Source organism: Polaribacter sp. IC066 (assembly GCF_007997085.1).
Classification (GTDB): Bacteria; Bacteroidota; Bacteroidia; order Flavobacteriales; family Flavobacteriaceae; genus Polaribacter.
The window spans coordinates 75,314-99,661 of record NZ_VORR01000008.1 but is presented as its reverse complement, the minus strand read 5'-3'; the positions used below and the strand labels follow the sequence as shown (position 1 = coordinate 99,661).

General features: G+C 30.5%; 24 protein-coding genes and 1 tRNA gene. 8 read left to right on the top strand and 17 right to left on the bottom strand.

Going from position 1 to position 24,348, the window contains the following annotated elements:
* Positions 1-146 precede the first annotated feature (146 nt).
* The 14 genes from ES044_RS04340 to trxA form a co-directional block, all read right to left on the bottom strand.
* Positions 147-794 carry a hypothetical protein gene (locus tag ES044_RS04340; RefSeq protein WP_223269238.1) on the bottom strand — a complete coding sequence of 216 codons (648 nt, stop codon included), beginning with the start codon at positions 792-794 and terminating at the stop codon, positions 147-149.
* Between the two features lie 32 nt (positions 795-826).
* Complete coding sequence (locus ES044_RS04335) at positions 827-1,522, bottom strand: ABC transporter ATP-binding protein (protein WP_147120253.1); 696 nt, start codon at positions 1,520-1,522, stop codon at positions 827-829.
* Positions 1,523-1,528: 6 nt separating this feature from the next.
* Positions 1,529-2,995, bottom strand: a complete 1,467-nt coding sequence (locus tag ES044_RS04330; RefSeq protein ID WP_147120254.1) for a DUF5687 family protein — start codon at positions 2,993-2,995, stop codon at positions 1,529-1,531.
* 48 nt (positions 2,996-3,043) lie between these two features.
* Positions 3,044-3,751: a hypothetical protein gene (locus ES044_RS04325; protein WP_147120255.1), complete on the bottom strand. Its 708-nt coding sequence runs from the start codon at positions 3,749-3,751 to the stop codon at positions 3,044-3,046.
* Complete coding sequence (locus ES044_RS04320) at positions 3,748-4,422, bottom strand: hypothetical protein (RefSeq protein ID WP_147120256.1); 675 nt, start codon at positions 4,420-4,422, stop codon at positions 3,748-3,750. The genes ES044_RS04325 and ES044_RS04320 overlap by 4 nt, the downstream gene beginning before the upstream one ends.
* A gap of 11 nt (positions 4,423-4,433) precedes the next feature.
* Entirely contained in the window at positions 4,434-5,138 is a 705-nt protein-coding gene (locus tag ES044_RS04315; RefSeq protein ID WP_147120257.1) for a hypothetical protein, read from the bottom strand.
* Between the two features lie 14 nt (positions 5,139-5,152).
* Positions 5,153-5,809 carry a hypothetical protein gene (locus ES044_RS04310; RefSeq protein ID WP_147120258.1) on the bottom strand — a complete coding sequence of 219 codons (657 nt, stop codon included), beginning with the start codon at positions 5,807-5,809 and terminating at the stop codon, positions 5,153-5,155.
* Between the two features lie 2 nt (positions 5,810-5,811).
* Positions 5,812-6,486, bottom strand: a complete 675-nt coding sequence (locus tag ES044_RS04305) for a hypothetical protein (protein WP_147120259.1) — start codon at positions 6,484-6,486, stop codon at positions 5,812-5,814.
* 3 nt (positions 6,487-6,489) lie between these two features.
* Complete coding sequence (locus ES044_RS04300) at positions 6,490-7,137, bottom strand: hypothetical protein (RefSeq protein ID WP_147120260.1); 648 nt, start codon at positions 7,135-7,137, stop codon at positions 6,490-6,492.
* Between the two features lie 2 nt (positions 7,138-7,139).
* The gene (locus ES044_RS04295; protein WP_147120261.1) at positions 7,140-7,790 is read right to left on the bottom strand and encodes a hypothetical protein; all 651 of its coding nucleotides are present in this window, start codon (positions 7,788-7,790) and stop codon (positions 7,140-7,142) included.
* Positions 7,791-7,800: 10 nt separating this feature from the next.
* Positions 7,801-8,139, bottom strand: a complete 339-nt coding sequence (locus ES044_RS04290) for a PadR family transcriptional regulator (protein ID WP_018943968.1) — start codon at positions 8,137-8,139, stop codon at positions 7,801-7,803.
* An 801-nt stretch (positions 8,140-8,940) separates the two neighbouring features.
* Positions 8,941-9,264: a type II toxin-antitoxin system PemK/MazF family toxin gene (locus ES044_RS04280; RefSeq protein ID WP_147120262.1), complete on the bottom strand. Its 324-nt coding sequence runs from the start codon at positions 9,262-9,264 to the stop codon at positions 8,941-8,943.
* Positions 9,255-9,500, bottom strand: coding sequence for an AbrB/MazE/SpoVT family DNA-binding domain-containing protein (locus ES044_RS04275; RefSeq protein WP_147120263.1), 246 nt, complete (start codon positions 9,498-9,500; stop codon positions 9,255-9,257). Before ES044_RS04275 ends, ES044_RS04280 begins: the two co-directional genes overlap by 10 nt.
* A 318-nt stretch (positions 9,501-9,818) precedes the next feature.
* Positions 9,819-10,178, bottom strand: a complete 360-nt coding sequence (gene trxA, locus ES044_RS04270) for a thioredoxin (RefSeq protein WP_147186911.1) — start codon at positions 10,176-10,178, stop codon at positions 9,819-9,821.
* Between the two features lie 346 nt (positions 10,179-10,524).
* On the opposite strand from trxA, the gene ES044_RS04265 reads away from it, so the two are divergent.
* Positions 10,525-12,597, top strand: coding sequence for a prolyl oligopeptidase family serine peptidase (locus ES044_RS04265; protein WP_223813540.1), 2,073 nt, complete (start codon positions 10,525-10,527; stop codon positions 12,595-12,597).
* Positions 12,598-13,182: 585 nt separating this feature from the next.
* Here ES044_RS04265 and ES044_RS04260 read toward each other — a convergent pair.
* A tRNA-Ile gene (locus ES044_RS04260) sits at positions 13,183-13,256 on the bottom strand.
* A 63-nt stretch (positions 13,257-13,319) separates the two neighbouring features.
* Positions 13,320-14,291 carry a polyprenyl synthetase family protein gene (locus tag ES044_RS04255; RefSeq protein ID WP_147118667.1) on the bottom strand — a complete coding sequence of 324 codons (972 nt, stop codon included), beginning with the start codon at positions 14,289-14,291 and terminating at the stop codon, positions 13,320-13,322.
* A gap of 127 nt (positions 14,292-14,418) precedes the next feature.
* On the opposite strand from ES044_RS04255, the gene ES044_RS04250 reads away from it, so the two are divergent.
* From ES044_RS04250 to ES044_RS04230, 5 genes are all read left to right on the top strand, one after another.
* Complete coding sequence (locus ES044_RS04250; protein ID WP_147118666.1) at positions 14,419-15,024, top strand: TetR/AcrR family transcriptional regulator; 606 nt, start codon at positions 14,419-14,421, stop codon at positions 15,022-15,024.
* A complete protein-coding gene (locus tag ES044_RS04245) occupies positions 15,025-16,356 on the top strand; it encodes a TolC family protein (protein ID WP_147118665.1) in 1,332 nt (443 codons plus the stop codon).
* A gap of 10 nt (positions 16,357-16,366) precedes the next feature.
* Positions 16,367-17,539, top strand: a complete 1,173-nt coding sequence (locus tag ES044_RS04240) for an efflux RND transporter periplasmic adaptor subunit (protein ID WP_147118664.1) — start codon at positions 16,367-16,369, stop codon at positions 17,537-17,539.
* Between the two features lie 7 nt (positions 17,540-17,546).
* Positions 17,547-21,080, top strand: coding sequence for an efflux RND transporter permease subunit (locus ES044_RS04235; RefSeq protein ID WP_147118663.1), 3,534 nt, complete (start codon positions 17,547-17,549; stop codon positions 21,078-21,080).
* Between the two features lie 73 nt (positions 21,081-21,153).
* Positions 21,154-21,633, top strand: a complete 480-nt coding sequence (locus ES044_RS04230) for a regulatory protein RecX (RefSeq protein WP_147118662.1) — start codon at positions 21,154-21,156, stop codon at positions 21,631-21,633.
* A 269-nt stretch (positions 21,634-21,902) separates the two neighbouring features.
* On the opposite strand, the gene ES044_RS04225 is transcribed toward ES044_RS04230, so the two are convergent.
* Positions 21,903-22,496: a hypothetical protein gene (locus ES044_RS04225; RefSeq protein WP_147118661.1), complete on the bottom strand. Its 594-nt coding sequence runs from the start codon at positions 22,494-22,496 to the stop codon at positions 21,903-21,905.
* 179 nt (positions 22,497-22,675) lie between these two features.
* Between ES044_RS04225 and ES044_RS04220 the strand changes: the two genes are divergently transcribed.
* Together ES044_RS04220 and ES044_RS04215 are read left to right on the top strand one after the other, a co-directional pair.
* Positions 22,676-23,626 (top strand): NAD-dependent epimerase/dehydratase family protein, encoded by a 951-nt coding sequence (locus ES044_RS04220; protein WP_147118660.1) that lies wholly within the window; start codon positions 22,676-22,678, stop codon positions 23,624-23,626.
* Positions 23,627-23,684: 58 nt separating this feature from the next.
* Entirely contained in the window at positions 23,685-24,296 is a 612-nt protein-coding gene (locus tag ES044_RS04215; protein WP_147118659.1) for a thioredoxin family protein, read from the top strand.
* The last annotated feature ends 52 nt before the right edge of the window (positions 24,297-24,348 follow it).

Sequence of the window (24,348 nt, the reverse complement as noted above, 5' to 3'; positions counted from 1 at the left end):
GGTTCTTTAAAAACTAAATGCTCTTATGTTCACAACTAATTTCTTTTGAAAATAGTATACATAAGAGCGTAAAAATAGTAATAAAAAAAAGAAAGTTCGCGATAAGCTTTCTTTTGAGTTTAAAATTAGATTTTTGATTTTATGAATTACAATTCAAACAATAAAAGCAAACCAAGAGAATTTTGATTTTCAATTCTTTGTTGATCGTTTATTATTTGATTCTTATTTGTTTTTAGTTTTGTAAAGTCAAATTGTCCGCTAAAATTTATACCTGCGCTAAATTTTTCTGAAACTTCAAAAACAATGCCTATTGAAGCCTCTAACCCGAAATTCCAACCGCCATAAATATTATTTTGAGTATTATTTAAAAATTGATATTCGTCTCTAACAATTGTTTGTGCGTAAAGACCAAAATTTGATAAGTATTTAATTTTTTCTGCTATTTGATATTCCATTGTATACAGTAATGGAATCTTTATAAATGAGCGTTGGTGATAAAAATCACCAACTGTATTAAATCCGTTTCCAGTTAATTCTGTGTGTCCAAAACCAATAGCTACTCCATTTTTGTCAGAGAATTTATAATTTAAAAGAATTTCACCACCATTACTATTCAAATTATAGGTAGGTTCATGATTACTTTTAACAATGGCAAAACCAATATTTCCTGTCCCAATAAGCTGAAATTTAGATTTTTTCTCTTTTTCATTTTTCTCTTCTTTATCGTTCTCTTGCGCTTGAATTAAGCTACATGTAAATAATAAAACAAGTAATACATAGCAGTTCTTTTTCATATAATTTTTTTATATCAGATTAAAATCAATAATTATACCGCAAAATAACTTTCTAATTCTTTTAAAGTTTCTGCAGATGTTACAATATCTTTTACAACATTTCCATTATCTAGAACCACAATTCGCTCGCAAACTTCTGTAACATGCGTTAAATCGTGACTCGAAATTAACACCGTAACTTTTCTGTTCTCTGTAAGTTCTTTAATGATTGTTTTTAATCTTATTTGGGTTGTAGGATCTAGGTTTGCAAAAGGTTCATCTAGAATAACTACTTGAGGATTGCCCATCATTGCGGCAACAATTCCTGCTTTTTTCTGATTTCCTTTACTTAAATCTCTTAAATATTTTTTCTTACCAATAATTTCTCCATTAAAAAACTCATCAAACTGACTTAAAAAATTTTTAACATCTGCCTTGTTCATGCCTCTTAAATCGCCAATAAACTCGAAATATTCTTCTGGCGTTAAATAGCCAATTAAAAAAGATTCATCAATAAAAGAACCGGTGAAAGATTTCCATTCTTCACTTTCATTTACCTGAATATCGTGATTTACAATTGCGCCTGTAGTGGGTCTTATTAAATCTAGTAAAATATTAAAGTAGGTTGTTTTTCCTGCTCCGTTATTACCAACCAATCCAAAACTTTGACCTGTAGGGATTTCTAACGATGCTATATGTAATACTTCTGCTTTTCCGTATTTTTTTGAAAGTTGCGTAGTTTGTATCATTATTTTTTAGTTTTCTTGATTAAATGCGTGAATCATTACGTACTTATTTTTAATATATTTTTTTGTGATCGATGCCATTAATTTTTTATGCAGCGCAACACCAATAAAGCCTAAAACAGCGATCGTTATTGTTGCGATTTCAAAACTTACTAACCAGTTGATCAACCCAAAAATTCCCATTGGTAAAAACATTAAAGGAAAACCAATTAACCACTGCACGGCTCCTGTTCCTTGAAAGTTAAAAGCGGCTTTTTCATCTAAATTTATTTTTTTTCTATTAAAAGTTCCTCCATATAAAATTACATGTGTGTTTACACCAATATTATAAATCATCGCAGCAAAATGAACTGCTAAAATTTCCCATCCGAAGTATACATACGGAATTCCTAGAAGGAAAAGCAACACAACACTAATAGACATGATTGTAAATTTTGACTTTAAATACCGTTCGTATTTAAAATTCTGACTCATCAACATTTTATAATAACTACTGTCCCAGGCCGGAATAAACTGACCAAAATTGATTAGAAAAGTTCCTGTAGAAAAAATTCCAACTAAAACCATCAGGACATCGATTTCTGCATACATCGGGTTTGTGTAAAAAATTAAACCATATCCCAAACCAAGAGCCAACATCCAAATACCTGATTTAGTTCGTTTATTTCGCCACATTAAACGTAAATCGTTTTTTATAAACGGTGCTAAATCACCTAATTTCTCTGTGAACGATAAGTCTGAAGCAGTTACCTCTTTTGTTTTTTCTGATATCAGCGCATCTAAATACACCTCGTTGCGCAACTGTTTATAATTAACGATATATAGAATCGCTAAAAAACCTGCAAAAACGACCACTGTTGTTGGGTTTTGATACACAAAATCGAATCCTGTGCCAATAAAACCGGGTAAATCGAAAAACTCAAAATATTGTACTAAATAACCTCCTAAAAGAATGGCAATTAAAGTTCCGAAAGCAATCGTATTTTTATTGATTAAAAAATTCAGAAAATTTGCAGATTGTATTAAAAAAATCATGGTGAATAACCAACCCAAAACTCCTGAAACCTCATAACCTTCTACCATTAAAACGACTGCAAAAGGAATATAAAAAAACAGCCCCATGATATTAAAAAATGAGAAAGAAGATTTTATCAATATAAAATGAACGATTTTGCTTTTTTTGATCGATAAAGTTAGCAAAGGTTTTATATTCATAACAGGTAATTTCTGCATGAGATATCTAAAAATTAAATCGCCCAAAATAGCGTATAATAAAAATGAGTTTGCCAAAACTAATGGATCTTGCTCGGGAAATTGTTCCTTTAAAATAAAATATCCTCCGATACCAATTAATAGAAAACAAACAGCAAAATACAGCCCAAAGAGCACTAAAAAAATATTTAGAAAAACACTTTTCTGCCAATTTGCAGATCTAAAATATTGTTTCCATTCTAAATTTAAAAAATTTGTAATCATAGGTTTGGTAGATTAGTTGCTATATAAGTAGTTGATTGGTAGATTTTGTTACAAATTTTTAACAATTTTATATTCTGGGTAGCTTTCTTGCAATAATTCTTCTGCTTTTTCAGGAATTAAATAAGCCGTTACGTAAAACAAAATAAGTAGCAAAGTTGCAGAAAATGAAATAAGTAATAACCAATGGTTTTCTAGAGAACTAAAAGGGACTTTTACAAAGTTTATAGAATTAAATATATTAATGAGTGCTAAACCAGAAAAGCCCTGTCTTGTGTCGCCAATCATAGCCTCTAAAAGAAATATTTTATCCTTTTTAACTTCTTTTTCTTTCTGTAGTTTTTTAGCTTTCGATTGTTTGATTAAATCAACAACAAACAAAATAAAAAGAGCTCCTAGCAATACATATTCAACATATTGAATTTTTAAAATAAAGAAAAGAGCCAAAAAGATAGTAATTGTAGTGACCAATTTAGGAACTGTAAACCACTCTTTAAAAAAACGCCATAAGATTTTGCTGTAACGTTTATTCATCTGTTTTTGTTTGGCTTCAATAACATCCATAAAACCAAAAATACCAAATTTCTTGAATGATGCATCTCTTGCTTCTTCAAATGATAAAAGTGGCTTCTCTACCCAAATGTCTTCAATATCATTGGCTAAATGATCTACAAGTTCACTTTGAACATCATAATGATATACGTAATGTTTTCTTGTAAATTTAAAAAGTTGTTCTATGTGATTTTGAGTTAGCCTCATAAATTTTTTAGTTTAAATGCAGAATTCTTAATTTTTCGTTTCGTTTTTAAATAAACTTGAATACCTGCATAAGAAAAAACACTATTTGCAGCAGTAACTAAAAACCAAACCCATAATTGTACCTCTTTAGATACTGGTATAATTCCGCCTGGTTTTACAAACTGAATAAACATATTTAAAAGTAAAAATGCAAAGAAAATATAAAAACTACTGTAAGTTAAATAACCCGATTTTCGTTTTTTCAAAAATTCTGAAAAATGTAAAATTGCTCCGACAGTAATTGGTGTAATCAATAAAATTAACGCACTTATTTTAAAAACCGTTACCGATACTAGGGAAAAGAACAGATAATAAATAACAATAAAAGAAAATATTGTTACTGCTGATAAAGAATTCGTAAGGAGACTTTTGATGTTTGTAAAATACTGCTTTCTTACAATTTTATTAATCCCTAATAAACGTCGTTTATTTAAACCTGTTAAATCTCCATGAAACCCCAAAGCATAAAATGAATTTTCTAAAGCACTTTTATAAAGTTCTCCAATAGTAAGTCTTTTTTCTATGTCAGAGACAATATGATCTAGAATTTCAATTTTAATATCCCAATATTTTATACCGTTTTTTTCAAGACGATTTTCTATATGTAGTATTTGTTCTTTTGTAAGTTCCATATTCATACAATTTACGAATCAAATATTTGCTTTCTGACACTTTCAACTTCTACAATCGTCTTTTTATAACTTTTATATGCTGTGTAAAAAAAGAATAAATGAACCGGAATAATCATAAAAAGAATTGATTTGTGATATTGAATTGGAATTGAAAATTCTCCAAACCTATCAAGCATCAAATACAAAAAACCATGAAACATCATAAAGGATACTGTTGTAAAAGAGAATGCTTGTTCTTTATTAAAAGATTTTCCTGTTTTTTTTCCATACAATTTTAACGATTCATATAACACCAACAAAATCGGACTCCAAAATAATATAATACTCAATAATAAAAATTGTTTTGAACTCGTAAAGCTTGAAAGTGTAAAATATAACAGCGTTAATAACAACGCTTTTATCATAAACCTTGTATTTCTAAAACAAGAAAGTACTGTTTCTCTGTGTTGTTTCCTGTACTTTTTTACGAGGTTTTTTAAAGTTTCTTTTAAAATTCTCTCAAAATTACCTCCGTTAAAATTCTCTTTCCAACCGATAGCAACAAAAGATGCTTGCACAAATTCTTCAAACTCATTTTCAGAACTTTTTAGCGTTAATTTTTTTTCAATATCAGAAACTACATGATCTAATAGTTCTATTCTAACATCCCAATATATAACGCCATCATTCTCTAAACGGCGGTCTATATATTGTACTTGTTCTTTTGTAAGTTCCATATTCATACAATTCTTTATGACAATAATTCTTTTCTCATTTTTTCGACCCTTAACATTGCCTTGTTATACACTTTGTATCCAGAATATGTTGCAATAAAATAAATGGGAATAATGCATAGCAATAGTATTTTTTGATTTGCTTCGGATGTGTTTTTCACAAGCTGTAAAGGAAAATTTATCATCAACATTGCAAGGGAAAAATAAAAGATTCCATAATCTAGATTTACAGATTTACCGTATTTCTTAAACCATTGTTTGGTGGTTATAAAAAAGAAAGGAACCACAGAAATAGCTACTAAAATAAAGTTTAATCGTTCAAATAATTTGAATGTTAAGTATTCTGAAGCCCCGTAAGAAAAGCCTACAAAAATCAGCAAAACTAGAAGGTTCTTTGGGTGTTTAAAAAAATTAACAAACCCTTTATGATATTCTTTTCTATATTTTTTATTTGTGTTCTGCCAACCTGCTGTATTTATATGCCTTAAATTACCAAACCAATCTACTCTTTTTAATGAGTTTTTAAATTCCTTTTCAAAATCATTCGTCTCTGCATTTTTTTCTAAATCAGAAACAATGTGGTCTATCATTTCTATCCTTAAATCCCAGTATTTAATACCGTTTTTAACAAAGCTATCGTCTATGTGTTGTATTTGCTCTTTGGTGAGTTCCATAATTACACAAGTATGTTTGAGTATTGTTCTTTTACTAATTTTTTATTTTGATAGTACACATATTCTCCAGACCAGTAAAATAATAATAACAACGCAAAAACACCTAATTGAATACTATTATGCGTTCCGTTTAACAAACTCTCACTACCTCTTATGCCCGAAAAGAAGTTAAAAGTCGCCACAAATAAATAAAAGACATTAAAAAAATGCATTGTCATATTTAAAACCAAGAAAGACTCTTTTTTTGTGTCTCTAATATTTACATTAAACAATAATCTAAATACTAAAAAGATTAAAACGAAACCTAAAATAGCGAATAACGTATCTTTATCATCAACATAATTCATGGCAAAAAATAATGAGACAATAAAAATACCAGTAATAATTATTTTAGGAAGTTTAAAAAAAGTAGTTAAATGTTGCAAAGATTGTTTGTAAAATCTTTTTTTTACAGCTTTCGTTTTCTCCTCTAATAATTTACTAAAACCTCGATCACTAAAATCTTTATGAATGTTTAAAATTTCCGTTTTAAAACTTAAATCAGGATTTTCATCTAACCTTTTTTCTAAAATAGTAGCAAAGTGATCTACAATTTCTGTTCTAACATCATAATATTTTATGCCGCAGACAACAACGTAATTGTCTATTTGTAAAAGTTGCTCTTTTGATAACTCCATAGCTTATGAAATTTTATATTGTTTAATTGCTACTTTATGTTTCTTGTAAAAATGAAAATAATTAACAGTCGAGAAAATGAAAGCACAGAAAAGACCTACATTAATTCCGTTTAATTCTTTTAGCTCCGAAAAAACTATTAGAACGGCTATTAAACCCATGAATAAACTTAAACTTTGCGCTTTTAGAATAAAACTATAGGTAGTTTCAATTTTATTGTTTTTAGCAAGTAGCATATAAAAAAATGAAATAAAACTTACAATCAATATACCTTTTAGGATTATAAAAACATCAAAATTAGAAGGGTTTTGAATTTTTAAATTATAATGAGTGAATAGCACGAAAGGAATAAAGTATGAAGCCAATAAAAGTAAATAATGTTTCCAGTATACTTTTCTTGCTTTTTGAATCACAATTTTTGGCGCGGAAAAACCCACTCCAAAAAGTAAGCTTGACGTTTCTTTTAATTGCGAATTCCATTTTTGTTTTACCGATGCAAAAACTTCTTGAAAACTTTTATTTTGAGAATCCATTTTTTCTTCAACTTCGGATACAATATGATCTAAAACCTCTAAACGAATATCTACATAAACAATATCTTTTACATTTAGAAAGTGTTCTACTTTTTGTATTTCTTCTTTTGATAACTCCATAATTATGAAATTTTATACTGTTGAATTGCTTCGTTATGTTTTTTATAAAAATGATGACAAATAAAAACCACTGCAAAACCTCCGCAAACAAAACCAGTAAACACAGGATTCATTTCGCCATTTTCATTAAAAACCCCAACTGCGATACCCATAATTAATAAAATAAGTCCAAAATATTGCGTTTTTAAAATAAACCAATAGGTAGTTTTTACTTTAGCAATTTTTGTTTTAATCATGACAAATAACACATATATTATGGCTGAAAAAGCAATTGTCAGTAAAAATCCGTTTATGAAATTAACAAAGCTTTTATCAAACTGCAACGGAACTAATTTTAAAAAAGCTACTGGTAAAATATAAGCTGCCAAATAGATAAAGTAAAATGGCTTAAACATTTTAACTGCTTTTTTAACGACAATTTTAGATTCTGAATACATCATTCCAAAAAAGAAACTAGAAGTTTCTTTAAAATGTTTGTCCCATTTTAACGTAGTCATTTTAAAAGAGTTTTCAAAAGATATATTTTTAAACATCAAACCTTCAATATCAGAAATAATATGATCTAAAATTTCAATTCTTAAATCTATAAAATCGAAGTTTTTAATTTGTAAATATTTTTCTACTTTTTGTATTTGTGTTGTTGTTAATTCCATCATTAAAAATTTAATCTAAACTAAATTTGGGGTTTACCAAATGTTGCATCGTTTTTAAAAACTCTTGCATTTCGGCTAATTTACTAGCGGTTTCTTTGGTGCCGTTTTCTGTTAACTTGTAGTATTTACGTAAACGGTTTCCAACTTTTGCAACCTCTACATCTAACAAACCATCGGCTTCTAATTTGTGCAATGCTGGGTACAAAGCACCTTCTGTAATTTGTAATTCACCTTTTGTAAGCTCTTTTACTTTTTGGGTAATTTCGTACCCATACATTTTATCATTACTTGCTAATAATTTTAAAATGATGGTTTGTAAAGAACCTTTGTATAATTTTTGATTTCCCATGTTATATATGTGGAGTGTTGTAATTATTTTAAATATACTACTGTTGCCTTAAGTTTTCTAAATATTTATTTGATCAATGTCACTTCGAGTGATTTCGATTTTTTCAATCGAAATTGTATCGAGAAGTTTTGTTATATAAAATCATTCTGTTCTCGATACCGTTTTAAAATTTCGTTTTCACTTCATTTTAAAACCACTCGAACTGACAATCTAAATTTATCTTTAAAACTTATACATCAAATATACATAATTTTTTGATGCATCTAAATCTTATGTATTATTTTTTTAATATAAAAAAACCCGAAAACTTAAGTTTCAGATAAATATGATTACAAATGTATAACCTCGAAACAGCCCTATCGAGGTATCAAAAAGGAATATACTTTTAATAATTTGGACGCAGAACGTCGGGGTATTGCAAGGAAGACCACCCATACTGAGACAGGCCTGCCTGCCCAACAGGTAAGTTCAGCTTACAATTTTGAAATCATAGCTTCGCTATTTTTCAAAATTGAGTTTCACTAATAAAAATAGCTTTGATACATTATCAATTTGAAACGATTCATACTTTTTTAGATAGAAATAAAACAATTAACGATCTATTCATAACTTTATATTTAATAGCGAAAGAACTATTAAAACAATCCAAGTTATTTTTATCTGATTTGTTTGAAAAAAATAGAAGAAATTATAACGAAAGTCTGATGTTTAGGAAAATTAAAGACGATTTGAAAAATGGGTTGTCATTCTTCTTAAATGGTTTTGCCATTAGTACTTGTTTAATGTTCTCCAATTATAACTTTAATCGACGAATGTTTCTCGGATAATATCTTTACATTTTTGTATTTCTGATTTCGATAGTCTATCAAATTTTTTTACAATTCGAGATTTGTCAATTGTCCGAATTTGGTCAATTGCAATCATTCCTTTTTTATTATTATGCTCAACTTGAAGTCTTGTCGGGTATTTTTTTAAATTCGTTGTCATTGGTGCAACAACTATTGTGTTTAAAAACTTATTTATTTCATTCGGAGAAACAATTACACAAGGACGAGTTTTCTTGATTTCACTTCCAATAGTCGGGTCAAGGTTAATTAGTACTATCGAATATTGTTTTAATTCCATTCTTCAAAGTTTTCGCCCTCAAAAACATCATTAAATAATAACCTATCGTCGTTATTTTCACGCATCTTTTCAAAAGCTTTATCCCAATTTTTTCTCGGACTATCGATCGGTTTTAGTACTATTTGACCTTTTTCTAAAATCATCTCGACTTTATCTTTGATGTTATATTTTTCTAAAATAGTTTTGCTCAAACGTAAACCTTTTGAATTTCCTATTTTTATAATTGCTGTTTCCATAATCTTATATTTTGTAATTACAAAGTTACTACAATTTATTGAGTGCTCAAAGATTTTTTTTCATGCTGGTAAACAAAAATAATAAGAGAAATGAACAACCTCGAGGCAGAGCCATCGAGGTATCAAGCGGAAAAAAACCTTATTTTTAGTTTGATGAAAACTCAGGTTTTCAAACTTTCCTCTTGACCACAGACGCAGAGCGTCGGGGAATTCTATCGATTAATACTTCTTCTGAATTTCTGAATTTATTTCACAAAGTAGAAAATGTAAAATAAGTGCAATTATATATTTACATAATTGCACTTATTTTATTGTAAATTACTTCTCTACCTTTAAAACATCTGCAATAATGCGCTCTAATTCTGCTTTTGGCAATGCTCCGTTTGCCATTTGTGGTTGTCCTTCTGCCGGGCAAAATAACATAGAAGGAATACTTCTAATACCAAAAGCCGCCGCTAATTCTTGTTCTGCTTCTGTATCTATTTTATACACATCAATTTTGCCATCATACTCTTCTGAAAGTTGCTCTAAAACTGGCGCTAATGCTTTACAGGGTCCGCACCAATCTGCATAAAAATCGATTAAAACCGGTTTATCACCCTCAAATTTCCAATCTTTATTTTCTTCAAAATTAAATACTTTTTTTAAAAATGCTTCTTTTGTTAAATTTTCTGTCATATAAATTTGTTTTTTCTCATTTTCCTTGAGACTTTCTTAATTCGTTTTTCTTATCAATCTGTTTTTTGCAGCTAAAAAGAAATCTTTGTATTGTTTTTGAATGCTGTAAATTTAGTCGATTTAATAAGAATGTCCTTACAGATGCGAATTAAACCCAAAATTCTAACAGACCCGGAAATAAAATTAACATACAAAGTGGAATTAATTTTTCTTATAATTTAGAGTTCATAGCTTCACTATTTTCAAAATTGAGTTTTACCCATAAAATTGTTAAATGATCTGTTGTAAGAAACGTAACACCCCATTAATGTATTAAATTTGACCACAGTTTAAAATAAATAGAACTTTGAAATATCCTAAAACTACTAAAATACCAGTAAAAGAAACATTTTTTAAAACAACTGTGATCGATAATTATAGGTGGCTAGAAGACGACAGGAGTAAAGAAACAGAAGCTTGGGTAAAAGCAGAAAACGAGGTTACTTTTAATTATTTGCGCAAAATACCTTATAGAGAAGCGCTAAAAGATAGGTTATCTGATTTATGGAATTATGAAAAAATTGGTACACCTTATTTAGAAGGAGCTTATATTTATTTTTTAAAAAATAACGGTTTGCAAAATCAATCTATTGTATATCGAAAAAAAGGCGAAAAAGGTAAAGAAGAAATTTTTTTGAATCCAAATACATTTTCTGAAGATGGCAGTACATCGCTCGGTGCTTTAAGTTTTTCTAAAGACGGTAATACTGCTGCTTATTCAATTTCTGAAGGAGGTTCTGATTGGAGAAAAGTAATCATTATCGATGTAGAAACCACAACCATAAAAGAAGATGCTTTAATTGATATAAAATTCTCTGGCATTTCTTGGTACAAAAACGAAGGTTTCTATTATTCGAGTTATCCCAAACCTAAAGGAAGTGAATTGTCTGCAAAAACAGATCAGCACATCTTGTATTATCATACATTAGGAACATCACAAAAAGATGATATCGTAGTTTTTGGAAAGAATACTTCAGAAAAGCATCGCTATGTTGGTGGTTCTGTATCTGAAGATGGCAACTATCTTTTTATTACAGCGAGTATATCAACTTCTGGAAATAAACTGTTTTTAAAAGATCTTTCTAAATCAAATAGTTCTTTGCTACCTATTTTAGAACACGCAGAAAGCGACACTTATCCTATTAAAAATATTGAAAGTAAAATTTATTTAGTCACCAATTTAAACGCCCCAAACAAAAAAATTGTGACTGTAGATGCTTCAAATCCAAGTCCAAAAAATTGGGTAGATTATATTCCAGAAACAGAGCATGTTTTAAGTCCGTCTACAGGAGCTGGCTATTTATTTGCCAATTATATGGTAAATGCTATTTCTAAAGTTGTACAATATGATTTTAATGGAAATAAAATTCGAGAAATAGAGCTACCAGGACTAGGTGCTGCCGAGGGTTTTAGTGGAAAAAAAGCGGCTAAAGAAATCTATTTTTCCTTTACCAATTATAACACACCGGGCTGTTCTTATAAATTAAATCCTGCGGATGGAACGTATAGCGTTTACTGGCAACCTAGAATAGACTTTAATTCGGATAACTATAAAAGCAAACAAGTTTTTTACGCTTCAAAAGATGGTACGAAAATACCAATGATGATTACGCATAAAAAAGGAATTGAATTGAATAGCAAGAACCCAACTATTTTATATGGTTACGGCGGATTTAATGTAAGTTTAACACCTAGTTTTAGCATCGCCAATGCAGTTTGGATGGAACAAGGAGGCATTTACGCAGTGCCCAATTTAAGAGGCGGTGGCGAGTATGGAAAAAAATGGCACGATGCCGGTACGCAACTAAAAAAGCAAAATGTGTTTGATGACTTTATTGCTGCTGCAGAATATTTAATCGAAAATAAGTATACATCTTCAGCGTATTTGGCAATTCGTGGAGGCTCAAATGGCGGACTTTTAGTCGGCGCAACCATGACACAAAGACCTGAATTGATGAAAGTTGTTTTGCCTGCAGTTGGTGTTTTAGACATGCTGCGCTATCATACTTTTACTGCTGGCGCAGGATGGGCCCATGATTATGGCACAGCCGATGATAGCAAAGAAATGTTCGATTATTTAAAAGGATACAGCCCTGTGCATACCATAAAACAAGGAGTAAAATACCCAGCAACTTTAATCACTACCGGAGATCATGATGATAGAGTGGTACCAGCGCATAGTTTTAAATTTGCCGCAGCGTTGCAAGAAAAACAATCAGGAGAAAATCCTGTTTTAATAAGAATAGAAACCAATGCAGGTCATGGCGCAGGAACACCTATTGCAAAAACAATTGAGCAATATGCAGATATTTTTGGATTTACTTTGTTTAATATGGGGTTTGTTGAGCTTCCGAAGCTGTTGGAAAAGGAAAAGAATTAAAAAGATAAGTGCATGTAAAACGCTCTTAATTTTCCATTAAAAATCCACCAAAAGGGGGAGTGATTTTAAAACACTTAAAATGGTAAAATGTATTTGAACCTAACAACTTATGATCATGACGTGCCAAATCAATTTGATAATGATTTTTATTTATCAAGTTCGTAACAGAAAATAAAAAATCAATCAACTGATTTTAAGTATTATGATTCTAAATAATTCAATCCAAAAAAAAAGCTACCTAGTGTCTGGTCTGTAAGTACATAAATTCCAGTAATGTTTGTATCATCAATTTAGTTTTGAAAGCAATATAATGTTTTTCCATAAATACTTTAGAACAAAAAAAGCGTTCAATCAGTAAATATAAAACTAAAAAATATGGTATCGTGAACAAGATAAGAACAAGTTAATTCAGTTTTAACCCTAGAATAGAGGAATTAAAAAAAACAGTTTTGTTAATCAAACGGAAATTAGATTTTTACTCATTACTGATAAATAATAAAGTTTATTAGAGAAGAAAGGAAGCAAAAACTATAATTTTCTGCAAATAAAAAAGCCTTACATCTCTGCAAGGCTTGTTTTTTTACGTGGTCCCACTTGGACTCGAACCAAGGACCACCTGATTATGAGTCAGGTGCTCTAACCAACTGAGCTATAAGACCTATAATAAAGGGTGCAAATGTACTATTAATTTTAAATTATTTCCAAATAAAATTGAATAATAATTAAACTGTTCTTTTCATGAGCCACAATCCGAAATCTTTTAAATTCTGCTTGCTATCTTTATCAATACTCATTTTAGTTAAAGTATCAAATGCCTTTTCGGTATACATTTCAATTTCTTCCTTAATTAAAAACGGAATGTTGTTAATTTGATAGATTCTCGTTACTTCAGTAATTTTAATTGTATTGTCTTTTAATTTTTTTCTGTAATAATATTTTAGCTTCTTTCCTGTTTCTATGTCTGAAACCTCTAGCGTTTTTAAATATAAAAACGTTTTTTTATTTTCAATAATATCTCCACCAATTTGTTTTCCAAAGGTTTCTGGATCTCCAAAGGTGTCTAAATAATCATCCTGTAACTGAAAGGCTAATCCTAAATTTAATCCAAAATCATAAATTAAATCCGCATTTTCATCATTGGTTTCAGCAACAATTGCCCCCATTTTTAAGGCTGCAGCCACTAGTACTGATGTTTTTAAACGAATCATATTTATATATTCGCTAATCGTTACATCACTTCTAGTTTCAAAATCGACGTCTAATTGCTGACCGTCACAAACTTCTAACGCAGTTTTACTAAACAATTTTGCTAATTTTTGAAAAGTAACTGCATCATAATTTTCAAAATATTTATAGGCTAAAATTAACATGGCATCTCCAGAAAGTATTCCTGTATTGATATCCCATTTTTCATGAACGGTTGCTTTTCCTCTTCGCAAAGGGGCATCATCCATAATGTCATCATGCACCAAAGTAAAATTATGAAAAACCTCAACAGCCAAAGCTGCTGGTAACGCTTTTTCAAAATCTTTAGAAAAAATATGTGCTGCCATTAATGTTAATACGGGACGAATTCTTTTACCTCCTAATTGTAGAATATAATCTATTGGCTCGTATAAATTTTTAGGTTCACGTACCCAATCTTTAGATTCTAAATACGATAAAAATGCTTTTTGATAGTGTAAAATATCCAAATCTATATTTTTTTGTAAAAATAATGTAAAGAAATGTTTCTTTCTAAATGAAATGTTAAAAAATAATTAAAACTTTGGAAACTTTTACTGTTTCTAAAGTTTCCTGTTGTACTTTTGCACCCGTATTATGAAAGATAAGATTATAGAAAAATCGAATGAGTTATTCTTAAACCTAGGTTTTAAGAGTGTTACCATGGATGAAATAGCCAACTCTTTAGGCATTTCTAAAAAAACACTTTATAAACATTTTAGTAATAAAACCGCTTTAATTGATGCCGTTACACATTATATGTTTAACAGTATTTGTTGCCGTATAGACAACGTTTGCGCGCAAAAAATGAATCCTATTGATGAAATGTTTCACATTAAAAGAGTGGTTATGGAGCATTTAAAAGACGAAAAATCATCTCCTTTATATCAACTTCAAAAATATTACCCGGCAATATATGTCTCTTTAAAAAAGAAACAGTTTCATGTAATGCAAGAAACTATTCAAGATAATTTGCAACGAGGTGTTACTTCTGGCCTATTTAGAGCTAGTATGAATGTCGATTTTACAAGCAGAATTTACTTTAACGGCATGATTGGTATAAAAGACCAACAATTATTTCCGTTAAAAAAATACTCTATGAACACTTTAATGAATTATTATTTAGAATATCATTTAAGAGCTATTAGCACCACAAAAGGTTTAGAACAATTAGAACATCAACTAGAAAACAATCAATTATAAATGAAAAAATATCTTTATGTACTTTCTTTTTTCGCTTTTACAATTTCTTTAAAAGCGCAAGAGAAAACAATGCAACTATCTTTAGAAGAAGCTATTAATTTTGCTCTAGAAAATAGTTATAATACAAAAGCAGCTAAAAATGACATTGCGTCTGCAAATGAAAAAGTTTGGGAAACAACCACTATTGGTTTGCCCCAGATTGATGCAAAAGTAGACTATCAAAAGTTTTTAAAACAACCTATTTCTGTGGCCGATATCAATGGTGATGGTATTGATGAAGAATTTGTTTTTGGTACCAAACAAAACGTAAATGCCTCTGTTACTTTAAGACAGTTACTTTTTGATGGCTCTTACCTTGTTGGATTGCAGTCTGCTAAAACATTTTTAAAAATTTCTGAACAAGCCGAAGAAAAAACAGAACTCCTAACTAGAGAGGCCGTTATTAATGCTTACGGAAATGTACTTGTTGCAGAAAGTAGCATTGCTGTTTTAGAAAGAAATATTAAAATACTTCAAAAAAATTATAATGATGCCAAGAAAATTTATGAAAATGGTTTGAATGAAGAGGAAGATGTTGAGCAATTAGAAATTACACTAGGTAGCTTAAAAAATCAATTAAATAGCGTAACAAGAATGAAAGGTATTGCTTATCAAATGCTAAATCTTTCTTTAGGCAACCCTATAAATACAGCATTGATTTTAACAGATTCTTTAGATTCTTTAGCAATACAAAACATGAATCTTAACTTAATTTCTGAAGAATTTAATGTCGATAATCATATCGATTTTAAAATTGCAGAAAATAATAGAGAAGGCAATCGTTTAATGGTAAAGTTAGAGCAAAGTAAAGCCTTACCAACTTTAAGTACTTTTATAAATTATGGCAGTCAAGCTTTTTCAGATTCCTTTACATTTTTAGAGAACACCCAACGTTGGTTTGATTCTTCTCTTTTAGGCATCAGTTTAAATGTACCCATCTTTAGCAGTTTTGGTAGAAGATCTAAAACTGCGCAAGCAAAAATAGCTTTAGAAACTGCAGATTTACGTTTAGAGGAAACTAGACAACGTTTAAGCTTACAAGCGGAAAAAGCAAAAAACGATTATCAATTAAGTATCGAAAATTACCAAACTTCAAAAAAGAATGTTGGTTTATCAGAAAGAATAGAAAAGAAACAACGAATTAAATTTTTTGAAGGCATCTCTTCTAGTTTCGATTTGTTACAGGCTCAAAATCAATTATACGCACAACAACAAAATTACATACAAGCTATGTTAGATGTTATTTCAAATAAAGCTAGCCTAGAAAACGCACTAAACTTACCAATCAAATAACAAAATTATCATGAAAAACATATATTTATCAATCTTTATAACGCTTTTACTAACTTCTTGCGGCAATAAAAAAGAAGTTTCTGTAGAAGCTATTTTGGCAACAAACGACCTTGTACAAATAAAATCTAAAAAAACAGAAATTAACACAAAACAGCAAGCATTATCTGCTCAATTAAAAAAGTTAAACGATAAAATTGACGCCTTAGATGTTAATAAAAATATGCCTTTAATTACTACTTACTTGGTAAAAGAAGAAGTTTTTACGCACTTTATCGAGTTGCAAGGAAATGTACAAACCAAGCAAAATATTTTAATATACCCAGAAATGCCCGGAATTTTACAAAGTGTATTTGTAACAGAAGGTCAAAATGTTTCTAAAGGACAAGTTTTAGCAAAAATTGACGATGGTGGTATGTCGCAACAAATAGCACAATTAGAAGCAAATGCGCAATTAGCAAAAACAACCTACGAGCGTCAAAAAAGATTATGGGACCAAAAAATTGGATCAGAAATTCAGTTTTTACAAACAAAGACCTCTTTTGAAGCGCAACAAAGTGCGGTAGCACAGCTAAAAAGTCAGTTAACAAAGGCTACTATTAGAGCGCCTTTTTCTGGAATTATAGATGCTATTTTTCAAGAACGAGGTACGGTTGTTGCTCCAGGTGCTGGGGCAGAAATCTTTAGAATTGTAAATCTAAACAACATGTATATCGAAACAGAAGTACCTGAAACGTATATTGGCGATATCACAAAAAACAAAACGGTAGAAGTAAATTTCCCTGTTCTTGGCGAAACACTTACCTCTAAAGTAAGACAAGTTGGTAATTTTATCAACCCAAGCAATCGTTCTTTTAAAATTGAAATTGATGTTCCTAATTTAAAAGGAAACGTAAAACCAAATTTAACAGCAAGATTAAAATTAAACGATTATACCAGTGAAAATGCCGTTTTAATTCCGCAAAGTATTATTTCTGAAAATGCAAAAGGAGAGCAGTTTATTTATATCATAAAAGATAAAAAAGAAAACAACGAAGCTATTGCAGAAAGATTAATTATAGAAACTGGCAAAACCCAAGGAGATTTTATTGAAGTTACCAAATATCTTGCTGCAAATGCAGAAATTATTATGGAAGGCGCAAGAAGCGTAACGAACGGGCAGGTTGTAAAAGTGATTAACAAATAGTAAGAAAATGGCAAAAAAAAATAAACAAGTAGATAAGGAATTTAAACTTTCTTCTTGGGCAATACAAAATAAGACTACTATTTATGTACTGATGTTTCTAATTCTTTATTTAGGAATTTCGGCATACTTTACAATGCCCCGAGAAAATTTTCCTGAAATAAATGAAACAAAAATTTATATTAGCTCGGTATACCCTGGTAACACTGCAGAAGATATCGAAAAACTAATTACCGATCCCTTAGAAGACAAGTTAAAATCGATTAGTAATGTTGTCGAAATTACATCAACATCACAAGAAGATTATTCTATCATTACCGTAGAGTTTGATGAAACTATTGACGTAGATAAAGCAAAACAAAAAGTTAAAGATGAAATAGATCAAGAAACTGCTGGTGAAGATTGGCCAACTTTTAACGGTGCAAAAGTTAAACCGAATGTTTTTGAGTTAAGTATGTCTGAAGAAATACCTATTTTAAACATCAATATTTCTGGAAACTATCCGGTTGCAAAACTAAAAGAGTACGGAGAATATTTGCAGGATGAAATTGAAGATTTAACAGAGATTAAAAAAGTAGATATTCGTGGAGCGCAAGAAAAAGAAGTAGAAGTGGCGGTAGATATTTACAAAATGATGGCGGCAAAAGTTAGTTTTGACGATATTACAAATGCTATTAATCGCGGAAATGTAACCATGTCTGCGGGTAATTTTATTACGAGCCAACAAAGAAGAACCATTAGAATTATAGGTGAAATTGACACCCCTTCTGATTTAGGCGATTTTGTGATCAAGGCTGAAAACGGAAATCCTATTTATTTAAAAAATGTAGCAGAAATTAACTTTAAAGATAAAGATGAAACAACCTACGCAAGAGAAAATGGCGAAGCTGTTGTCATGTTAGATGTAAAGAAAAGGTCTGGCGAAAACATGGTTGCTGCCGCAGATAAAATTGGCAAAATGGTAGAAGATGCTAAAAAAAATCATTTTCCTCCAGATTTAAAAGTCACTATCGCTAATGATCAGTCTCCAAAAACAATTGGTCAGGTAGATGATTTGGTGAACAATATTATTTTCGGTGTTATTTTAGTGGTCATCGTTTTAATGTTTTTCCTAGGATTTAAAAATGCTCTTTTTGTTGGTTTTGCAATTCCGATGTCTATGTTTATGTCTTTAATGATTTTAGGTGCCATGGGATATACCTTAAACACAATGGTGCTTTTTGGTCTAATTATGGGACTAGGAATGTTGGTAGATAACGGAATTGTAGTTGTTGAAAACGTGTATCGTTTAATGGACGAAGAAGGAATGACAAGAACAGAAGCTGCCAAAAAAGGAATTGGAGAAATTGCTTTTCCTATTATCATTTCTACCGCAACAACCGTTGCAGCTTTTATTCCTTTAGGGCTTTGGCCAGGAATTATGGGGCAGTTCATGGTTATTTTACCAATTACGCTATCCATTGTTTTAGGTTCTTCTTTATTTGTAGCAATTTTCTTTAACTCGGTATTAGTTTCTCAATTTATGAGCACAGAAGATAAAGATATGCCCATAAAAAGCATCGTAAAATTAACTAGTATTATGGTAGCTATTGGCTTGCTAATTTTCTTTTTTGGAGGTCCATACAATGCTTTAGGAACTTTAATAGTATTCACGGCAATTATGTTGTGGGTTTATCGACTTGTCTTGAGAAGAGCTGCTAATTATTTTCAAAAAAACACTTTAGTTAGTTTAGAAAACTGGTACGGAAGACGTTTAAAAAATTCTCTTTCTGGCTGGACGCCTTATCTTTTAGTTGTTGGTACTTTTATTTTATTATTTATTGCTTTTGCAGGTTTTGGCTGGTCTGTTGGTGAACAAAGAACAAAAATTGAGTTTTTTCCAGACAACAAACCCAATCAAATTATAGTTTACATAGAATACCCTGAAGGAACCGATATTGAGAAAACAAATCAAATTACCAAAGAGATTGAGCAAAAAGTATATGGTGTTTTAAATCAAGACCAATACACAGATGGCGATTATAATTTTATGGTAGAAAGTACGGTTTCTCAAGTTGGTGAAGGCGCTGGAAATCCGCAAACAGATGGAGGTTCTGCCGCAGAAATGCCGCACAAAGGAAAAATAACAGCCTCTATGCGTGAGTATAAATACAGACGTGGAGAAGACAGTGAGATTTTGCGTCAAAAAGTACAGGCTGCTTTAGTAGGTATTTATCCGGGAGTTCTAATATCCGTAGAAAAAGATGCTGCTGGCCCGCCGTCCGGATCCCCAATCAGCATCGAATTAAATGGTGAAGACTACGAAGAATTAATTTTTACTGCCGAAAGAATGCGCGATTATTTAAACACGCAAAGTATTTCTGGTGTAGATGAGCTAAAGATTGATGTAAACAAATCGAAACCAGGAATGCAAGTTTTGGTTGATCGTAAAAAAGCAGGAGAACTAGGGGTTAGCACAGGGCAAGTTGGACAACAATTAAGGTCTGCTATTTTTGGAAATAAAGCTGGAGTTTACAAAAAAGACGGCGAAGATTATGATATTTATGTTCGTTTTAACAAAGAAGATAGATACGATAAAAGTGCTGTTTTTAATCAGAAAATAACATTTAGAGATCAAGCATCTGGTAAGATTAAAGAAATTCCGGTTTCTGCCGTAGCCTCTCAAACCAACAGTTCTGGTTTTAGTGCCATTAAGCATAAAGATGTAAAAAGAGTAGTAACCGTGTATTCTGCACTTTCTCCTGGAGAAACAGATGCTGGTGCAGTTGTTGCTAGAATTCAGAACTCTATGAAGAGTTTTAATAATTTACCAAACGGAATTAAAATAGATTATACAGGTCAAATTGAAGAACAAGATAAGCAAATGACGTTTTTAGTAGGCGCATTTATTACAGGTTTACTATTAATTTTCTTTATTTTGATTTTCCAATTTAACTCGATCTCTAAACCAGGAATCATTATGTTGGCCATCTTTTTAAGTTTTATTGGTGTCTTTGGCGGCTTGGTCATTACAGGCGCTCCATTTGTAATTATGATGACGATGGTTGGTATTATTTCTCTTGCAGGAATTGTAGTAAACAACGGTGTTGTTCTGCTAGATTATGCACAACTATTAATCGATAGAAGAAAACTGCAAGACGGTATTGCTGAAGAAGAATTTTTACCACTAGCAAGTTTATATGAAACCATTGTAAAAGCAGGAAAAGCACGTTTACGTCCTGTATTATTAACGGCAATTACCACCATTCTAGGATTGATTCCATTAGCAATTGGTTTAAATATTAACTTCTTTACACTTTTTAGCGAATTTGATGCTAATATTTATATGGGTGGAGATAATGTTATATTCTGGGGACCTTTGGCTAAAACAGTCATCTACGGCCTTTTAATCGCAACTTTTTTAACCTTAATTGTTGTTCCTATTTTATTCTTTTTAATTACAAAGCTTAAAATGAGAATTAAAGGGCAGTTACCGCATCAACTAGAGAAAACCGAACTTACTTTTAGTGAAGACATAAGAATAGATGAGAAGAATCAGATTTAATATTTAAGAATATTTTTATAGAAAAAGGGTTGAGAACTGTGATGTTTTCAACCCTTTTTGTATTTTCGATATCATGTTCGAAAAAAAGAAAAAATCGTATACCGTAGATCAAATAAAGACCAAAATAGAAAACTATTGTGTGTATCAAGATCGATGCCATAAAGAAGTAGAACAAAAAATGTGGGAGTATCAATTAATTCCTGAAGCCAGAGAATTGATTCTTTTAAGTTTGATGAAAGATAATTTTTTGAATGAAGAACGATTTTCTAAAAGTTATGCACGCGGAAAGTTCAGAATTAAAAGCTGGGGTAAACCACGTATTGTAAGAGAATTAAAATTTAGAGATATTTCTGCCTACAATATAAAAACTGCTTTAAAAGAAATTGATGAAGAAGAATATATAAAAACTATTTACAGAATTACAGAAAACAGGAATGCCGTTATTTCTGAACCTAACATTTACAAAAGAAAGAAAAAACTCATTGACTTTTTAATGCGAAAAGGTTTCGAAAATGAACTGGTTTACAAAGTTGTAAATGAAGTTGTATCGTAAATTATTAGTGATTTAAGAAGATGTTCATAGAAGGGATCTTTTAACAGAAAGATTATCCGAATTTGCAGAAAAGATAAACGTGTTATAGCTACATTTCGAGCAAACCATTTTCGCCCTGATTTAATTTTTTGTAAAACTTAAAATCAACTAATTTTTTAAGTAATTTTAGGGGCACTTAAATAAACATGTAATTTTATTTAAGTTGGTCTACCAAGATAAATCGACCAAAAAAAGGCTTCAAAAGCAAACACCTGTTTTCAGACTTATTTTTAATTTGATGGTCTTTGTAACAATTCCCTTTTAACTGATTTTTTTGAGACACTATCTAATTTCGTAGAATCTAAACCAATAAATTTAACATCTACTTCTATGGCTTCTTCAAATCTCTTTTTAGCTAAAATTGAGTTTACTTTAGAGTTTACCGCAGAAAAAGCATCAATAATTTTTTCGGCTTGCTCATTTACCTCGTCCGCATTTATTAACGGAATTGTGGTCATATCTGCCAACCTTAATGTTTCGTTATAAAGAATATTAATTCGGGCATTAAATGACGCTGTATTAAATAATTGAGGATGTAAACTATCTGTTAAAGATTTTACCAAATCTTTTAGCTCTATGGCATTACTCAAAATTTCATTCGGAGAAACTTTTTTAAATCTCGATAAAAAATCGTCTACTGTTCGCAATTCTTCCCAGTTTTCTACATCTTTATTAAAAACAGTATCAATCTCTTTTATTGCCGAATATTCGTTAACAATACTTAATAAAGGCTTGAAGTCGTCTTGTGCTTGTTCGTCTTTTTCTTGCTTTTTATCACAAGAAAACAGCAAAAAAATCGTTAAAAAAGTAAGTATGTGTTTCAAAAATTTTGCATTTAGATTGTAAAAATACGGAATTTTTACAGGGGAACTATTTTAGAGATGCATAAAAAATATAGGAGAATAAATTTTGAATTCAATAATAAACAATTGTTCTAAAGAAACTTATTTACGGATACTAAAAAGAAGTACCTTTGTTCTTGTTAATATTACAATTTTACTACATGAATACAGTTATTTTAGTTTTAGGTGCAAGCGGACAAATAGGTACAGAACTTACCCAAAAACTTCGCCTTATATATGGTAATGACAATGTTATTGCTTCAGATATTAGAAAAGGAGGTGCCGAATTAATGTCTTCTGGATCTTTTGAAATTATTGATGCTACTGACAAAGCAACCATTTTAAAAATCATCAAAAAATATAAGGTTACCCAAGTATACTTACTTGCGGCAATGTTGTCTGCAACGGCAGAACAAATGCCTCAAAAAGCATGGAATTTAAATATGAATTCTTTACTTGCTGTATTAGATTTAGCCAAAGATAAACATATAGAAAAAGTGTATTGGCCAAGTTCTATAGCTGTTTTTGGACCAACAACTCCTAAAGAAAATACGCCTCAAAAAACAGTAATGGAACCTTCTACAGTTTACGGAATTAGCAAAGTTTCTGGTGAATTTTGGTGTAATTATTACTACGAAAAATTTGGTGTTGATGTGAGAAGCTTACGATTTCCTGGTATTATTTCTTGGAAAACAAAACCAGGGGGCGGCACTACAGATTACGCTGTTGATATTTATTTTAAAGCACTAGAAGATAAAAAATACGAATGCTATATCGCTGAAAACACCTCTTTACCAATGATGTATATGGAGGATGCTCTAAACGCAACGATTCAATTAATGCAAGCAGATGCTAAAGACGTAAAAATTAGAAATGGCTATAATTTAGCGGCAATGAGTTTTACGCCTAAAGAAATGGCATCAGAAATTAAAAAACATATTCCTGATTTTAAAATTACCTATAAACCAGATTTTAGAGAACAAATTGCTGACAGTTGGCCAAATTCTATTGATGATTCTCAAGCTAGAAAAGATTGGAATTGGCAACATAAATTCGATTTAAAAGCAATGACCGCAGACATTCTTAAAAGCTTAAAAGAGTTACCAGTATAATTACTGTAAGTTTTTTGATTAATTAACGTCTAAATTTTTAAATCCAGCATAAAACATTATGAAAGATCGTATCAAAAAAAGTTTAGAAAACACGTACACGTACCAAGAATATAAAGATTTAGTTAGAGAATTATTAGCAGAAGGTAAATCTACAGGTCCAAATCAATCAGAAGACATCACGAATTATAGTATGTTGAACGATAAAAGAATGAAGCGTTTAGATAAAACCATTAAGATAACTGCCGAAACCGTCTCTGAAATTCAGAATTTAAAAGAGCCTCAAACTTGGTTGGTGCTTACCGAAGGTTGGTGTGGAGATGCCGCACAGAATTTGCCCGTAATCCATAAAATGGCAGAACTTAATGAAAATATTGAGTTAAAATTGATTTTGCGTGATGAAAACCTAGAATTAATGGATTTATTTTTGACCAATGGAGGTAGATCTATTCCGAAATTACTTGTATTAGATAAAGAACATAACGTATCAAATACATGGGGACCAAGACCAGCAGAAGCTTCAAAACTAGTACACGCTTACAAAGCAAAACATGGAGTTTTAGATGCGCAATTGAAAGAAGATTTACAGGTTTGGTATAATAAAGACAAAGGAAAAAGTACCCAAGACGATTTTATAAAATTGGTATCTTCAACTGCGACTAAAGAAGTCTAATCCTTTCATAACTTATTAAAAACCGCAAATTTGAAAGTAAGTTTGCGGTTTT

Bases quoted from the DNA above. Each gene is read 5' to 3' on its own strand.
- ES044_RS04220 (WP_147118660.1), top strand. From the start codon at position 22,676: ATGAATACAGTTATTTTAGTTTTAGGTGCAAGCGGACAAATAGGTACA.
- ES044_RS04230 (WP_147118662.1), top strand. From the start codon at position 21,154: ATGTTCGAAAAAAAGAAAAAATCGTATACCGTAGATCAAATAAAGACC.
- ES044_RS04245 (WP_147118665.1), top strand. From the start codon at position 15,025: ATGAAAAAATATCTTTATGTACTTTCTTTTTTCGCTTTTACAATTTCT.
- ES044_RS04340 (WP_223269238.1), bottom strand. From the start codon at position 794: ATGAAAAAGAACTGCTATGTATTACTTGTTTTATTATTTACATGTAGC.
- ES044_RS04335 (WP_147120253.1), bottom strand. From the start codon at position 1,522: ATGATACAAACTACGCAACTTTCAAAAAAATACGGAAAAGCAGAAGTA.
- ES044_RS04240 (WP_147118664.1), top strand. From the start codon at position 16,367: ATGAAAAACATATATTTATCAATCTTTATAACGCTTTTACTAACTTCT.
- ES044_RS04310 (WP_147120258.1), bottom strand. From the start codon at position 5,809: ATGGAACTCACCAAAGAGCAAATACAACACATAGACGATAGCTTTGTT.
- ES044_RS04275 (WP_147120263.1), bottom strand. From the start codon at position 9,500: ATGGAAACAGCAATTATAAAAATAGGAAATTCAAAAGGTTTACGTTTG.
- trxA (WP_147186911.1), bottom strand. From the start codon at position 10,178: ATGACAGAAAATTTAACAAAAGAAGCATTTTTAAAAAAAGTATTTAAT.
- ES044_RS04235 (WP_147118663.1), top strand. From the start codon at position 17,547: ATGGCAAAAAAAAATAAACAAGTAGATAAGGAATTTAAACTTTCTTCT.
- ES044_RS04290 (WP_018943968.1), bottom strand. From the start codon at position 8,139: ATGGGAAATCAAAAATTATACAAAGGTTCTTTACAAACCATCATTTTA.
- ES044_RS04330 (WP_147120254.1), bottom strand. From the start codon at position 2,995: ATGATTACAAATTTTTTAAATTTAGAATGGAAACAATATTTTAGATCT.
- ES044_RS04325 (WP_147120255.1), bottom strand. From the start codon at position 3,751: ATGAGGCTAACTCAAAATCACATAGAACAACTTTTTAAATTTACAAGA.
- ES044_RS04250 (WP_147118666.1), top strand. From the start codon at position 14,419: ATGAAAGATAAGATTATAGAAAAATCGAATGAGTTATTCTTAAACCTA.
- ES044_RS04305 (WP_147120259.1), bottom strand. From the start codon at position 6,486: ATGGAGTTATCAAAAGAGCAACTTTTACAAATAGACAATTACGTTGTT.
- ES044_RS04315 (WP_147120257.1), bottom strand. From the start codon at position 5,138: ATGGAACTTACAAAAGAACAAGTACAATATATAGACCGCCGTTTAGAG.
- ES044_RS04295 (WP_147120261.1), bottom strand. From the start codon at position 7,790: ATGGAATTAACAACAACACAAATACAAAAAGTAGAAAAATATTTACAA.
- ES044_RS04280 (WP_147120262.1), bottom strand. From the start codon at position 9,264: ATGGAATTAAAACAATATTCGATAGTACTAATTAACCTTGACCCGACT.
- ES044_RS04215 (WP_147118659.1), top strand. From the start codon at position 23,685: ATGAAAGATCGTATCAAAAAAAGTTTAGAAAACACGTACACGTACCAA.
- ES044_RS04300 (WP_147120260.1), bottom strand. From the start codon at position 7,137: ATGGAGTTATCAAAAGAAGAAATACAAAAAGTAGAACACTTTCTAAAT.
- ES044_RS04320 (WP_147120256.1), bottom strand. From the start codon at position 4,422: ATGGAACTTACAAAAGAACAAATACTACATATAGAAAATCGTCTTGAA.